The sequence below is a fragment of the Buchnera aphidicola (Chaitoregma tattakana) genome, assembly GCF_039370165.1.
Classification (GTDB): Bacteria; Pseudomonadota; Gammaproteobacteria; order Enterobacterales; family Enterobacteriaceae; genus Buchnera_G; species Buchnera_G aphidicola_F.
This window is the reverse complement of record NZ_CP134991.1, coordinates 177,295-192,968: the sequence shown is the minus strand read 5'-3', so window position 1 is coordinate 192,968 and position 15,674 is coordinate 177,295. Positions and strand designations below refer to the sequence as shown.

Genomic DNA, 15,674 nt, shown 5'->3' with positions numbered 1-15,674 from the left:
TACTTTATGAAATTGGTAAAAATGTATATAGATGGTTCGTGTATAAAAAATCCAGGTCCTGGAGGATATGGAGTATTACTAAAATACAAACAATATAAAAAAACTATAAGCAAAGGATTTTATTTTACTACAAACAACAGAATGGAGCTAACTGCAGCGATAGAAGGACTAAAATCTTTAAAAAAAACATGTACAGTGAAAATTATAACAGATAGCAAATATTTAAAGTTAGGTATATCTATTTGGATAAAAACATGGAAGAAAAAAAAATGGAATACTGTAAGAAAAAAAAAAATAAAAAATTTAGACTTATGGAAAAGACTAAACATTTTAAATAATGCGCATAAAATAACATGGATCTGGGTTAAAGGACATAATGGAAATTATGGTAATGAAATTTGTGATAAGTTAGCTAAAGAAGCTGCAAAAAATCCTACTAATAAAGACAAAAAATACTCTCAAAAAAAATAAAAAACATATGGAGCTAAGCGGGATCGAACCGCTGACCCCCTGCGTGCAAAGCAGGTGCTCTCCCAGCTGAGCTATAGCCCCTATAAAAAATATATAATGGTAGGCCTGAGTGGATTTGAACCACCGACCTCACCCTTATCAGGGGTGTGCTCTAACCGAGCTGAGCTACAAGCCTGTTTTAAGATACAACATCTAAAAAATGCTTATTAGAAAATTTGTGTGGGTACATTCTTATAATTAAGAATATTATTATAAGGAGGTGATCCAACCGCAGGTTCCCCTACGGTTACCTTGTTACGACTTCACCCCAGTTATGAACCACAAAGTGGTAAGCGCTCTCCTTAATATAAAAAGGTTAAGCTACCTACTTCTTTTGCAATCCACTCCCATGGTGTGACGGGCGGTGTGTACAAGGCCCGGGAACGTATTCACCGTGACATTCTGATTCACGATTACTAGCGATTCCGACTTCGTGGAGTCGAGTTGCAGACTCCAGTCCGGACTACGATATATTTTATGAGGTTAGCTTATTTTCGCAAATTTGCATCTCTTTGTATATACCATTGTAGCACGTGTGTAGCCCTGGTCGTAAGGGCCATGATGACTTGACGTCATCCCCGCCTTCCTCCGGTTTATAACCGGCAGTCTCTCCTGAGTCCCCAGCTTTACCCGATGGTAACAGAAGATAGGGGTTGCGCTCGTTGCGGGACTTAACCCAACATTTCACAACACGAGCTGACGACAGCCATGCAGCACCTGTCTCATAGTTCCTAAAAAAGGCACTTCTTTATCTCTAAAAAATTCTATGGATGTCAAGACCAGGTAAGGTTTTTCGCGTTGCATCGAATTAAACCACATGCTCCACCGCTTGTGCGGGCCCCCGTCAATTCATTTGAGTTTTAGCCTTGCGACCGTACTCCCCAGGCGGTCGACTTATCGCGTTAGCTTCGGAAGTCACATCTCTAAGAATACAACCTCCAAGTCGACATCGTTTACAGCGTGGACTACCAGGGTATCTAATCCTGTTTGCTCCCCACGCTTTCGCACCTCAGCGTCAGTATTCGTCCAGGAGGTCGCTTTCGCCACTGGTATTCCTCTAGATATCTACGCATTTCACCGCTACACCTAGAATTCTACCTCCCTCTACGATACTCGAAAGTTTAATAGTTTCAAATGCAGTTCCTAAGTTAAGCTTAGGTATTTCACATCTGACTTAATAAACAACCTACGTGCTCTTTACGCCCAGTAATTCTGATTAACGCTAGCACCCTCCGTATTACCGCGGCTGCTGGCACGGAGTTAGCCGGTGCTTCTTCTTTAAGTAACGTCAAGGTAAAAAATTATTAATTTTTTACTTTTCTTCCCTAACGAAAGTACTTTACAACCCAAAGGCCTTCTTCATACACGCGGCATAGCTGCATCAGGCTTGCGCCCATTGTGCAATATTCCCCACTGCTGCCTCCCGTAGGAGTCTGGACCGTGTCTCAGTTCCAGTGTGGCTGTTTGTCCTCTCAGACCAGCTAGAGATCATAGCCATGGTATGCCTTTACCACACCATCAAGCTAATCTCGTCTGGGCTCATTTAAAAGCGCAAGGTCTTTTAAAAAAAGATCCCCTACTTTAGTTCTAAAACATTATGCGGTATTAGCTACCGTTTCCAGTAGTTATCCCCCTCTTTTAAGTAGATACCCAGATATTACTCACCCGTTTGCCGCTCGCCGACGAAAATTATAAAAACTTTTCTCGATGCCGCACGACTTGCATGTGTTAGGCTTGCCGCCAGCGTTCAATCTGAGCCATGATCAAACTCTTAAATTGTAAAAACTTACTTTTTAAATAAAAAAATATAAATATATTTTCTTAACTAAAGAAGTACCCACACAAATTTTCTAATATTTTTTTAAAGAGCATTTATTAATTTACTTAAATAAGATTATATTCTTTTTTAACTATTGTCAACTATTTTTATAGATTAAATGAAAATCACAATTTAAATATTTTTTTTATAAAAAAACAAAATATTTGATACAATACAAAACATTATACTATAAATTAAAAAAAAATATAATTAGATTGTGAAATAGAACATGCAAATAAAAAATATTATAAAAAAAGAAATTATAAAATCATTAATTTTACATGGCGCTGACAAAAATTGCGATCCAATAATAACAACTTCTTCCGATAAACAAACTTCAGACTACCAAGCAAATGGGATAATTGGAATATCTATAAAATTAAAAAAAAAACCAAAAGAATTTGCGGAATCTGTAATAAAAAACATGCAAAAAATAAGATTAATATCTAAAATTACAATTTCTAATCCATGTTTTGTGAACTTCTTTATAAATTTAAAATTTTTAGAAAAAGAATTAGAAAAAATATTTTTATGCAAAAGATTAGGAATACAAAAACAAATAAAAAAAAGAATAGTTGTTGATTATTCTTCTCCTAACATAGCAAAACATATGCATGTAGGACATTTAAGATCTACTGTTATAGGTGATTCCATAGTAAGAATAATGGAATTTTTAGGACATGATGTAATTAGAGAAAATCATATAGGAGACTGGGGGCACCAATATGGAATGTTAATAGCATATATCAATAAAAAAAAAATAAAAAATATAAAAAATATAAATTTAGAAAAGCTAGAAAGGTATTATCAAAAATCTAAGAAAAAATTTGATACAAACAACAAATTTAAAAAGCAATCTAAAGAAATTTTGATAAAGATGTATAAAAATGACAAAAAATGTTTATCTATTTGGAAAAAAATAGTAAACATTACATTGTTAGAAAATGAAAAAATTTATAAAAGTTTAAACATTACATTAAAGCCTATCCATATAAAAGGAGAAAGCTTTTATAAAGATATGTTAAAAAATATAATATTAGACTTAAAAAAAAAAAAAATATCGAATTTTAAAAATGGAAAAACAATAGTTTACTTAAAAAATTTTAAAAACAAACTAGGAAATAATATGGGTGTGGTTATACAAAATTCAGATAAAACTTTTTTATACTCTACAATAGATATTGCATGTATAAAATATAGATCAAAAATACTAAAAGCTGACAAAATAATATACTATGTTGATTATAGACAAAAAAGATATTTAAAGCAAATTTTCGAAATATCTAAAAAAGCTAAATACATACACAAAAATTTATCTGTAAAACACTATGAATTTGGAACTATTTTAAGAAAAGATAATAAACCATTTATGACTAGAAATGGAAAATTGATAAAATTAAGTGATATAATAAACAAGTCAATAAGAAAGTCAAAAAGCATTATTTTAAAAAAAAATGTAAATATAGATAGTAAAAGATTAGAAAAAATATCTAAAATTATTGGAATAGGAGCAATAAAATATTTTGAACTATCAAAAAATAGAAAAAAAAATTATGTTTTTGAGTGGAAAAAAATTCTTAAGTTAGATAGTAATACAGCAATATACATACAGTATGCATACGTAAGAATAATGTCTATTATAAAAAGGGTTAATATAAAAATAAATGAAGTAAAAAATAGAATTATTATAACAAACGATATTGAAAAAAAGGTAGCTTTAAAAATATTACAATTTGAAGATGTAATAAATGAAGCATTAAAAAAAAGTTATCCTAACATATTATGTAATTATTTGTACAAGCTATCTTTGAATTTTTCAAAATTTTATGAAAAATACTATATTATGTCCGAACAAAACAAAAAAATAAAAAATAGTAGAATAAAACTAATATTCATAGTTGCTAAAACAATAAAATTAGGTTTAAGTCTACTAGGTATAAAGACAGTTAAAAATATATAAATATATAAAAAAAATTATAAAATTATATTAAACAAAATATTACATTTTTCCTATTATGCTAGTGGGTTTTACAATTATGTTGTTAGGTATTTCTAAAAAAGATAAAACATGCAAGATAGCAAATCTTTGCCTCAAAAATTTAGACAAAAAAAATCTTAAAGAATGATTTACTACAACAACAAAAAACCCATTAACTTCTTTTTGATGTTCTATTGCTAATTTCGTCTGTAATAAAATTTTATTAGACAATTCCGGTTCAAAAATTTCTCTATTACTTATACAAGACTGTTCTAATACATTTTCTAACTTTGAGTCTAATATAATTATTCTTACTTTAGTTTCATTATGAAAAATTTGTTGTGAAATAAATTTACCTAATGCAATTCTAACTATACTGGTTAATTCATCAGGACTTTTTGTAATATGTGCGTTATGTATTAAAGTTTCTAAAATAGTTCTAATGTCTCTAATATACACATTTTCATGTAACAAATTTTTTAATATCTGATTAAAGGTAGATAAACTAATTACATTAGGAATAAATTCATCTACCAATTTAGGCATATTAGTATTAACATGTTCTAATAACTTTTGTGTTTCATAATAACCTAACAACTCATCTAAATTATTTTTTAAAATATTATTTAAATTTGCTACTAATATAGACATAGAATCCACTACAGTAAAACCTAAACTTTCTGCATCAGAAATATATTTACGGTCTACCCAAAATCCAACCATCCCATAAATAGGTTCTACACACTGTTCAATATATTTAAATGACACTTGTACGTCTTGATCATGATTAACTGCCATAAAAAAGTTTGTAAACAATTTTCCTTTATAAAATTCAATACCCTTAACAAGAATTCTATAGTCTTCTGAATTCAACAAATAATTATTTATTATATTTACTTTTGATGGCAGAAAACCAATTTCATTTGCAAAAACTTTTCTAACAGACTGAATTTTATAAACAAAATTTTTCTTTTGCAATTTATAAAATGAATTATATAATTCCGACCCTAATTCTACTTTTATAGTATCTTCTAATATGACGTCTTTCCAAGAAGCTTCTTTTATTTTCTCTTTTAATATATTTTTAGTTTTTATATTTAATTTATTATCTCTATAATTTTTAAAATATAAAATACTTCCAAAAAAAAATAAAGAAAAAGAAGCAAATAAAAAAATTGTGTGTGGCATACCCGGTGTTATTCCAAATATAAAAAATACAATACTACTAAAAAAGAATATTTTAAAATTATTAAACAGTTGCCCAACAATTTGCTCACTAATGTTCTTATTTGTACTTATTCTAGTTACCATAACACCAGCAGAAGTTGATATTAATAAAGATGGAATTTGCGCTACTAACCCATCCCCTATAGTTAAAAGCGAATAAGTTTTAATTGCTTCATAAAAGCTCATATTATGTTGTATGGTGCCAACTAATATTCCTCCTATTATATTTATAAACATAATTAATATACCTGCTATAGCATCTCCTCTCACAAATTTACTTGCTCCATCCATAGATCCATAAAAATCTGCTTCTTGAGAAACTTCAATTCTCCTTTTTATAGCTTCTTTCTCTCCTATAATACCTGAACTAAGATCTGCGTCTATTGCCATCTGTTTTCCCGGCATACCATCTAACGCGAATCTAGCTCCTACTTCAGCTATTCTGCCGGAACCTTTGGTTATAACTATAAAATTTATTATTATTAATATTATGAATATAACTATACCAGTATAAAAATTGTTTCCTACTAAAAAATGACCAAAAGACTCTATTACATTACCAGCGGATGCTCCCCCAATATGACCGTTCATTAATATTATTCTAGTAGACGCAATATTTAGAGACAGTCTTAATAAAGTGGAAAATAATAATATTGTTGGAAAAGAAATAAACTCCATAGTATTTTTAGTAAACATAGACGAAAGTAGAATCATTACAGAAAGAACTATATTAAATGTAAAAAATATGTCTAAAAGAACTGGAGGTAACGGTAAGACCATCATAGAAAGTAATATTAAAAGTACTATTGGCGCATAAAATAAGTTCCATCTAACCGTTTTTATATCCTCAAATATTTTTTTTAACACTGTGAAATCTAATATCATGTTTATAGTCTCTAAATTTTTAAAATTTATTTATTAAATTTTTTTTTAAAAATAGGTTTTACACCACCGATTTTCATCCATCTTTTCATATTATCAGACCAAGCGATAACTTCAGAAATAGATAAATATAACATTTCAGGAATATACCCACCAGATTTACCATATGTATACAAATTTGTAGTTAAATATGAATCCTTTAGCACTGGTATATTTTTAGAAATCGCTATTTTTTTTATATTATCTATTTCTTCTTTAGTATTTTTACGTAGTATTTTAGGAGCATGCATAGTTGCACTATCATATTTTATAGCTACACAAAAATTATTTGACAAATCTATCAAAATTACATCTGCTTCAGAAATGTTGGAGCTTTTAAAAGCATTTTCTTGTTCTTTTCTTTTCCTTCTTATAATACTTTTAATATTAGGATTTCCTTCTATTTCTTTAAATTCTTCTAAAACTTCATATTTAGACATTCTCAAGCTCTTATAATAACGATTATATTCTAATACAAAATCTATTATAGATATTGGAATAAAAGAAATAATGCCTATTAAACAAAAAAACATTAATACCTTAAAAAAATAAAGTATGTTTACATTAATATCAATGAAAAAAATATGTAATATTTGAAAAATTTTTTTATGCAAAAAAAATACAAAAGTAAATGATATAAAAAAAAATTTCATTAATATTTTTATAAAATCTACTAAAATGTTATACGATAATAATCTTTGAAAACCACTAAATATGTTTAATCGATTAAAATTTAAACTTATATTATTAATATTAAATTTAATGCTTCCTAAGAATAATGGTATTAATAAGTTAGCCAAAAAAGGTAAAAATAAATAATATAAAAAACAAAAAATCTTATCTTCTATTAAACTTTTTAAATTTAAAAAAGCGTTTTTATTTAACGAATCAGAATCAAATTTAAAACTATTTGTAAAAAATAGTATAGAATTTGAATAAATACTATATCTAAATATATACATAAAAATAAAATTGACACATAAAAATAACAAAAAGTTAAATTCTTTTACATCGATTCTCTTCCCATCTTTAAGAGACTTCTTTATCTTGTGCTCTGATGGATCTTCAGTTTTGTCTTCATCAACATTGTTTTCAGACATAATATTCTCAACAAAAATATTTTTAAAAAAAATAAAACATATATACTAAATAAAAATATTATATAATTAAAATATTTTAAAACATATATAAAATTTTTATTTCAATATAACAAAAACTACTTAAATTTTATATTCAAAATTAAGAAAAAACATGAGAACTAGTAAATATCCCTTTTTTGTTAATAAAAAACATTATAAAAATAAAATAATTAGTAATGAGCTAATGTTAAGATCAGGTCTAATAAGAAAAATATCGTCAGGTATATATTCTTTTTTACCACTTGGTGTAAGAATAATAAATAAAATTACAAAAATAATAAAAGTAGAAATGGAGAAAAATAATTCAATAGAGATACTGATGCCAGTATTACAACCAATATCACTTTGGAAAAATAGTAATAGAGAAAAAATTTTTGGCAAAGAACTATTTAAATTATTAGATAGAAAGAAAAAAAAATTTATATTATCTCCAACTAATGAAGAAATAATTACATACATTTTGTCAAAAGAAATAAAATCATATAAAAATTTACCTATTATTTTTTATCAAATACAAAATAAATATAGAGATGAAATAAGACCAAGAGCTGGAATAATAAGATGTAAAGAATTTATTATGAAGGATGCTTACTCTTTTCATAAAGAAGAGAAATCATTACAAAAAACATATTTAGATATGTATAATTCATATACTAAAATTTTTAGTTCCTTAAAAATAAAATTTTATACAATAAAAACAGAATCAAAAAAAATGGGAGGAAAAATTTCACATGAATTTCATTCTGTATCTAAAAATGGTGAAAATTATATTTTAACAACAAAAAACTATAATATTGCTAAAAAAATTTCTATAACATCCATTGTTAAAAAAGAACATAAAAAACATAATTTGAAATATGAAACATATTATACAAAAATATTTTTAATAAAAATTGATAAATATAAAAATAATATTATTATAATAATACATGAAAATTCTAATATAGATATTAAAAAAATAAAAAAATATTTTAATAACAATTTAATAAAGTTTGAAAAAAAAAATAAAATAGAAAAATTTTATAAAAAAATATCAGACCCAAAAAAAATTTTGAAAATAAGAAATAAAATTATAATAGATAAATATGTGTTATTAAATAAAAATTTTTATATTCGTAAAGAAATTAATAAAATAGAAAATATAAAACATTCACATTATAAAGAAAACTTATTATTTAACTATGCATATAACATTAAAAAAAGTATAGAAATAGCACACATATTTAAAATAGGAAAAAAATATTCTAAGAAAAATAATTTCTTCATAATAGATCAAAAAAAAAATAAAAAATTTATAAATATGGGATGTTATGGAATAGGTATAACAAGATTAATACCATCTATAATAGAACAAAACTATGATAAAAATGGTATAATATGGCCAAAAATAATATCTCCGTTTGAAATAATTATATTACCAATAAATAAAAAAAAATATCCAGAAGTAGAAAATTTTTCTAAAACACTTTATAAATATATGAAAAATAAAAAAATAGAAGTTCTAATAGATGACAGAGAAATTTCTCCTGGAAAAATGTTTTTTGAAGCAGATTTGATTGGAATAACACATATAGTAATTGTAAGTATGAAAAATGTTAAAAACAAAATTGTAGAGTATAGAAATAGAAAATCAAACAAAACAATATTAGTTTCTATAGACAAAATAAACAAAATATTTAACAAATAATACAAATTTATTTTTTTAACAATTTAAAAAAATTTTTTCCTAAAAATAGTTCTAATTTCTCAAAAAGTTCATTTTTAGGAAAAACAAAAAATTTCTGTATTAAAGAGTATGATTTTTTGTTTTGTAAACTATTTTTATATAAGTCTAATTGTAAGACTCCAAAATTATATTTTTCTATTAAAGAAAAAATATTTTTTTCAATAGTTTTATTTATAACTGATATATCTATAAATATTATAATTTTCTTTAAATATTTTTTTCTTAAAAGTTCCATGTCATATATATCATTAGAAATCAATCTAATATTATTTAAAAAATTGTCAAAAACTATTTTTCCTTTTACTAAAATAACTTTGCGTTTTTTTACTAAAGAAATATATCTATTTCTTGAACTATTGAAAATTACTACTTCTATTTTGTTAAAATAATTGTCAAGTACTATAGTAATTATTTCGTTATTGTTTTTAGAAAAATTTTTTCTTACTGATATTACTACACCTAAAACATGAACTATTTTGTTTAATAACTTATTACTTATATTATTTTTAATTTCAATCGTTTTCTTATAATTTGAAACTTCTTGTATAAAATATAAATAAGGATGAAAATTTAAATACAATCCTAAAGAAGAATATTCATTCTTCATTTTTTTTACAATTGTCCAAGGTATATTTTCTTTTTTTTTAAACTTTATTATATTTTTATAATCTTCATGTATATTAGTAAATAAATTATTATAAACAAAATTTTTATTTTTAAAATATTGTATTGAAAGCTTTATAATACTTTTTAAAGAATCTATTAATATAGACCTATCTGATTCGAAACAATCAAAACACCCAGAAAAAACTAATTTTTCTAAAATGCTAAAAGTAATCTTTTTACAAGATGTTCTTATGCATAAATCTAATATATTAGAAAAAAGACCATTTTTTATTCTTTCACTTACAATAATTTCAATAGATGCAATTCCTATACCCTTAATTGCACCTAATGCATAAACTATATTATTATTTTTTACATAAAATTTATACAAACTACAATTTATATTAGGAGGAATAATTTTTATCTGCATCCTTTTACATTCATCTATTAAAATTGTTAATCTATTTATTTTATCCATTTCGGCATTTAGTACTGAAGACATGAATTCAGATGGATAATATATTTTTAACCACATAGTTTGATATGTTATCATGGCATATGCAGTTGAATGAGATTTATTAAATCCATATCCAGCAAACTTTTCCAATAAACTAAAAATCTTTAAAGCAAAATTTTCATTAACTAATTTTTTTTTTGCTCCTTTTTTAAAAATATCTCTTTGTTTTTTCATTTCTTTAGGATTTTTTTTAGACATAGCTCTTCTTAAAATGTCTGCATTACCTAAAGTATATCCAGCTAATTTTTGTGAAATTTGCATAACTTGTTCTTGATAAAGAATTATACCATATGTAGATTTTAAAATAGGTTTTAATGATAAATCTTGCCAATATTTGTCTGGATAATATATTTTTTCTATACCTTTTTTTCTATCAATAAAATTCTTAACCATTCCTGATTGTAATGGACCGGGTCTAAATAAAGCTACTAAAGCAATTATATCCTCAAAAGAATCAGGAGATAATTTTCTTATTAAATCTCTCATTCCTTTAGATTCTAATTGAAAAATAGCAATAGTATCAGATTTCTTTAACAAATTAAATACTTCTTTATCATTTAAATCTATTTTATTTATGTCAATTTCTTTAAAAGTATTTTTATCATTTTTTTTTATTGCTAACAAAGTATTTTGTATAATTGTTAAAGTTCTTAAACCAAGTAAATCAAATTTTATTAATCCTATTTTTTCCAAATCATTCTTATCAAATTGAGTTATAGAATTAAAACAATCTTTATCAAAATATAAAGGAACATGATTAATAATTTTATCTGGTGATATTATAATGCCACCAGAATGTTTCCCAATATTTTTTACTACTCCTTCTAATTTCTTAGATATATTTACTAATAATTTAACGTCTTTATCATGTTTATACAACTTTTTTAAATCTTTTTGTTGATTAAATGCCTTAGTAATAGTCATACCAAAATTCATAGGCACTAGTTTTGAAATATAATTTATAAATCCATATGGATATCCTAATACTCTTCCAACATCTCTAATTACTGACTTTGCCGACATAGTACCAAAAGTAATTATTTGTGAAACATGTGCTTTACCATATACTTTAGAAACATGAGAGATTACTTCATCTCTTCTATCCATACAAAAATCTATATCAAAATCCGGCATAGATAGTCTCTCTGGGTTTAAAAATCTTTCAAACAATAGATCAAAATTTATTGGATTAATTTCTGTGATACACAACGCATAAGCAACTAAAGAGCCAGCTCCTGAACCTCGACCTGGACCTACTGGTATATTATTTTTTTTTGCCCACAGTATAAACTCCATAACTATTAAAAAATATCCAGGGAATCCCATTCTATTTATTATTTTTAATTCATATGATAATCTGTCATAATATTTTTTGTAAATTTTATTTTTATCATGTTCATCAAAATTCATTGAACGCAATCTAGATTTCATTCCAATATATGCTTTTTTTACTAAAAATTTTTTTGCAGAAGTATTAATATTAAGAAAATTTGGTAGAAAATATTTTTTTGAGGAAAAAATTACATTACATCTCTTAGCTATTTCTACACTATTTTTTACAGCATTAGGTATGTCTAAGAATGTATTTAACATTTCATTTTCAGATTTAAAAAACTGATGTATCGTGCAATTATAATCATTTTTTATTTTCGATATAGAAATATTTTTGCTAATACATATTCTAATTTTATGTATGTAAAAATCTTTTTTGTTAATAAATCTAACTTTATTAGTAGCTACTACAGGTATGTTATAATTATAAGAAATTTGTAGTATTTTATTTATAAAAAATTCTTCCTGCACTATTTTTCTTCTAACTATTTCTAAATAAAATGAATTATTAAAATTTTTTTTACAAAATTTTAAATATTTTTCTAAAATATAAAAGTTTTTTTTTAATAAAAAGTTATAAAATTTATAAAAAAAATCATATGTAATTATTAGTAATAATCCTTCTTTATGATTTTCTAAAAAACTTGAATCTATGCAATTTGCATCATTTTTTTTGTATAAGTTGTTTTTTTGTAGTTCAGAAGATATAATTACTAAATTGTTATAACCTACAATATTTTTAGCAAACAGAATAACTTTAATATGTTTTTTAAAGAAATTTATTTTTATTGTTATTCCTAAGATTGGCTTCACACCATAATCGTGCGCGTAGTTATAAAATTTTAATATTCCGAACATATTACCTATATCAGAAAGACCTAAAGAAGTCATATTATATTCAAATGCTTTTTTTATTAAATCTTTAGGATTATTTAAACCTTCTAATATTGAATAGTCTGAACATAAATTCAAGTGCACAAACTTAAAATTTTTCATAAAAATCTCTAATAATATATTATTATTATAAAAAAAAATAAAATTATTTTATTGCACATATAAAACTAGCAGAACATATTATTCTGCCATTTACTAGCACTTTTCCATAAAAAACATATGTATTTAAAGATTTTTTAATAATACTAACATTTCCTATCATAACATCATCACTTTTTATAACATAAAAAAATTTAGCATAAATTATTTTAGCTAAATAAAAATTTTTATTTTTATTTTTCAGTATCTTGTTCTTATATAACAGAACAAAAGATGTTTGATGTAAAAATTCTAAAATTAAAACTCCAGGATATACAGAATTTAAAAAAAAATGTTTACTTAAAAAGAAATCGTCCTTTTTTACAATTTTAAAAGACTTTATAAAAATGTTTTTTTTTATACTAATTATTTTATCTACTAATAGTAGAGGATATTTATAAGGCATAAAACTTAATAAATCTTTATAATTTAGTAAAAATTTTTTTTTCATATTATAATAATAAAAATCTTATGTAAAAATTTAAGTAATATTATTGTTTTTTTAAAATAGATTCTTTTAAAGAAATAATTTTGTCAACTTTGTTTATAAAATCGTTAGTAATAATTTGTATCTCTTTTTCTATTCTATATTTACTGTCTTTATCAATTATCTTATCTAAATACATATTGTTAAATTTTATGTTTGCATCTCTTCTTACTAATCTAATATTAATTTTTGTCTTTTCACCCTCTGAGTATATTAGTTTAATTAACTGTTTTCTTTTCTCATTAGTAACAGGAGGCAAAGATATAAAAATGTCATTATCTTTTATGTAGGGATTTAAACCTATATTGGCTTTTAAAATAGATTTTACTATTGCATTATTAATGGTTTTATCAAATGCATTTATTTTAAGAGTGTTTGTGTTATATACTATTATTCTTGAAATTTTGTTTAAAAAAAATTTTTTACCATAATATTCTACTAAAATATTTTCTATTAATGAAGAGTTAGCAGCTCCTACTCTTATAGAATCTATACTTTTTTGAAATAAATTAATACAACTATTCATATTTCTTATAGTAATATTTTTTATATTGTCTATCAAAATGTAACCCCGCAAAATTTTTTAAAAAAAAAATAAAAATAAAAATTAATTTTATATTATTAATATTTATATTATACATCTGCAAAGTAGTAAATAAAATAGAAAATAAAAAAAAATTTTATATATAGAAGCTGTATAATACAGCTTCTCAGAAAAATAAAACAAAGTATGTTTAAATTTCTCCAACTTCTAATCTCACAAATTTTTTTATAATAATATTATTTTTTAAAGCTAATTGATTTATAGTAATATTTTCTTTCATTACAAAATTTTGCTCCATTAAAATTATCTGAGAAAAAAATTTTCTAACCTTTCCTCTTACAATTTTTTGAAAAAACTTTTGTGGTTTTTTCAATTTTTTCGTAAGTTCTAATTGAATAGACTTTTCCTTATTAATAATATTTTTAGGAATATCTTGAAAATTTAAATATTTTGGATTTTTAGCTACTATATGCATAGAAATTTGTTTTAAAATATTATTATCATACTTATCATGTTTATTATATTTTTTTATTTCTACAGAAAGTAACACTCCTATTTTATTGCGATAAATATAACTATATAAAATATCATCTTCAATAAAATTATATCTACTAATTTTAATATTTTCATTAACTCTATTTAAGAGATCTATTCTCAAACTTTCAAACTTTGTTGTTAATTGTTCTAAACTTTTACAAGAATTTTGTATAGCATATTCTATTATTTTACTTCCAAACTGATAAAAATTCTTACTATTAGCAACAAAATCTGTTTCACAATTTATTTCTAAAATGGCACAAAAATCTTTTTTTCTACTAACTAATATAATACCACTATTAGTTTTTTTTATATTTTTTATTTCCGCTTTTATAGCACCTCGTTTTCTCAAATTTAAAATTGCTTTCTTTATATCTCCATTTGTAATAATTATTTCTTTTTTGCAGTCTAAAATTCCTATTCCTGTAATTTCTCTTAATTTTTTTACTAAATTGTAAGAAATATTTTTCATAAAATGTTTCCCTGAAATACATTAAAAGAGTACTTTTATATAAAATTTTTTATTACTAAAATATTTATACTTTTTTTATAATCTTATTATTTTTAATATATATTGCATTTTTTATCATGTATAAATATAATTTAATTGATCTTATTGAATCATCATTTCCAGGGATTATAAAATCTATTCCATCAGGATTAGAATTAGTATCTACTATTGAAAAAACCGTAATTCCTAGATTATTAGCTTCAGCAATAGCTATTTTTTCATAATTTGCATCTATTACAAACAATGCATCTGGTATTCCGCCCATATTTTTAATGCCACCTAAACTACTTTCTAACTTATTAAGTTTTCGCACTCTTAATAAAACTTCTTTCTTTGTAAGTTTTTCAAAAGTACCATCTAAAGACTCTGCCTCTAAATCTTTTAACTTTTTTATAGATTGCCTAACTGTTTTCCAATTTGTTAACATACCCCCTAGCCATCTATTATTTACATAGAATTGCTTACAAGAAACAGCTACTTCTTTAATTATTTGTGATGCAACCTTTTTTGTCCCCACAAATAAAATTCGGCTTCCTTTATTACACATTTTTTTTAATGCAACAATTGCAATATTAAGCAAAGGAATAGTTCTTTCTAAATTTATAATATGCACCTTATTTTGAGACCCAAAAATGAACGGCTTCATCTTAGGATTCCAATATCTAGTTTGATGCCCAAAATGTACTCCAGCGTTTAACATATCTTTCATAGAAACAGTTTTCATATAATGTAATTTCCTAATAGTTTAATTATATGCAAAAAATGTAATTTTAATTAAAAAAACATAT

The 15,674-nt window shown here is 24.1% G+C and carries 10 protein-coding genes, 2 tRNA genes and 1 rRNA gene; 3 read left to right on the top strand and 10 right to left on the bottom strand.

What is annotated here, in order from left to right; translation table 11 throughout:
* Positions 1–6 precede the first annotated feature (6 nt).
* Positions 7–471, top strand: a complete 465-nt coding sequence (gene rnhA, locus RJI84_RS00860) for a ribonuclease HI (protein ID WP_343189239.1) — start codon at positions 7–9, stop codon at positions 469–471.
* Positions 472–479: 8 nt separating this feature from the next.
* Here rnhA and RJI84_RS00855 read toward each other — a convergent pair.
* The 3 genes from RJI84_RS00855 to RJI84_RS00845 all read right to left on the bottom strand — a co-directional run bounded on the left by RJI84_RS00855 (position 480) and on the right by RJI84_RS00845 (position 2,289).
* Positions 480–552, bottom strand: a tRNA-Ala gene (locus RJI84_RS00855).
* A gap of 16 nt (positions 553–568) precedes the next feature.
* Positions 569–646 (bottom strand) — tRNA-Ile (locus tag RJI84_RS00850).
* A 77-nt stretch (positions 647–723) separates the two neighbouring features.
* Positions 724–2,289: ribosomal RNA gene (locus RJI84_RS00845) — 16S ribosomal RNA — on the bottom strand.
* Positions 2,290–2,558: 269 nt separating this feature from the next.
* Here RJI84_RS00845 and argS point away from each other — a divergent pair.
* Complete coding sequence (gene argS, locus RJI84_RS00840; RefSeq protein ID WP_343189238.1) at positions 2,559–4,289, top strand: arginine--tRNA ligase; 1,731 nt, start codon at positions 2,559–2,561, stop codon at positions 4,287–4,289.
* Between the two features lie 39 nt (positions 4,290–4,328).
* On the opposite strand, the gene RJI84_RS00835 is transcribed toward argS, so the two are convergent.
* Entirely contained in the window at positions 4,329–6,416 is a 2,088-nt protein-coding gene (locus RJI84_RS00835; RefSeq protein WP_343189263.1) for a flagellar biosynthesis protein FlhA, read from the bottom strand.
* Between the two features lie 29 nt (positions 6,417–6,445).
* Entirely contained in the window at positions 6,446–7,555 is a 1,110-nt protein-coding gene (locus RJI84_RS00830; protein WP_343189237.1) for an EscU/YscU/HrcU family type III secretion system export apparatus switch protein, read from the bottom strand.
* A 151-nt stretch (positions 7,556–7,706) separates the two neighbouring features.
* On the opposite strand from RJI84_RS00830, the gene proS reads away from it, so the two are divergent.
* Entirely contained in the window at positions 7,707–9,281 is a 1,575-nt protein-coding gene (gene proS, locus RJI84_RS00825) for a proline--tRNA ligase (protein ID WP_343189236.1), read from the top strand.
* A gap of 7 nt (positions 9,282–9,288) precedes the next feature.
* Here proS and dnaE read toward each other — a convergent pair whose 3' ends face one another.
* From dnaE to rpsB, 5 genes are all read right to left on the bottom strand, one after another.
* On the bottom strand, positions 9,289–12,771 hold the full coding sequence (gene dnaE, locus RJI84_RS00820) for a DNA polymerase III subunit alpha (RefSeq protein ID WP_343189235.1): 3,483 nt from the start codon (positions 12,769–12,771) through the stop codon (positions 9,289–9,291).
* A 43-nt stretch (positions 12,772–12,814) separates the two neighbouring features.
* Entirely contained in the window at positions 12,815–13,258 is a 444-nt protein-coding gene (locus RJI84_RS00815; RefSeq protein ID WP_343189234.1) for a hypothetical protein, read from the bottom strand.
* A 40-nt stretch (positions 13,259–13,298) separates the two neighbouring features.
* Positions 13,299–13,856, bottom strand: coding sequence for a ribosome-recycling factor (locus tag RJI84_RS00810; protein WP_343189233.1), 558 nt, complete (start codon positions 13,854–13,856; stop codon positions 13,299–13,301).
* Between the two features lie 172 nt (positions 13,857–14,028).
* Complete coding sequence (tsf, locus tag RJI84_RS00805) at positions 14,029–14,847, bottom strand: translation elongation factor Ts (RefSeq protein ID WP_343189232.1); 819 nt, start codon at positions 14,845–14,847, stop codon at positions 14,029–14,031.
* A gap of 64 nt (positions 14,848–14,911) precedes the next feature.
* Positions 14,912–15,610 (bottom strand): 30S ribosomal protein S2, encoded by a 699-nt coding sequence (gene rpsB / locus RJI84_RS00800; protein ID WP_343189231.1) that lies wholly within the window; start codon positions 15,608–15,610, stop codon positions 14,912–14,914.
* Positions 15,611–15,674: the final 64 nt, after the last annotated feature.

Excerpts from the sequence above, each read along its gene's own strand:
- rnhA (WP_343189239.1), top strand. The coding sequence starts at position 7 with ATGAAATTGGTAAAAATGTATATAGATGGTTCGTGTATAAAAAATCCA.
- argS (WP_343189238.1), top strand. The coding sequence starts at position 2,559 with ATGCAAATAAAAAATATTATAAAAAAAGAAATTATAAAATCATTAATT.
- RJI84_RS00830 (WP_343189237.1), bottom strand. The coding sequence starts at position 7,555 with ATGTCTGAAAACAATGTTGATGAAGACAAAACTGAAGATCCATCAGAG.
- proS (WP_343189236.1), top strand. The coding sequence starts at position 7,707 with ATGAGAACTAGTAAATATCCCTTTTTTGTTAATAAAAAACATTATAAA.
- dnaE (WP_343189235.1), bottom strand. The coding sequence starts at position 12,771 with ATGAAAAATTTTAAGTTTGTGCACTTGAATTTATGTTCAGACTATTCA.
- RJI84_RS00815 (WP_343189234.1), bottom strand. The coding sequence starts at position 13,258 with ATGAAAAAAAAATTTTTACTAAATTATAAAGATTTATTAAGTTTTATG.
- tsf (WP_343189232.1), bottom strand. The coding sequence starts at position 14,847 with ATGAAAAATATTTCTTACAATTTAGTAAAAAAATTAAGAGAAATTACA.
- rpsB (WP_343189231.1), bottom strand. The coding sequence starts at position 15,610 with ATGAAAACTGTTTCTATGAAAGATATGTTAAACGCTGGAGTACATTTT.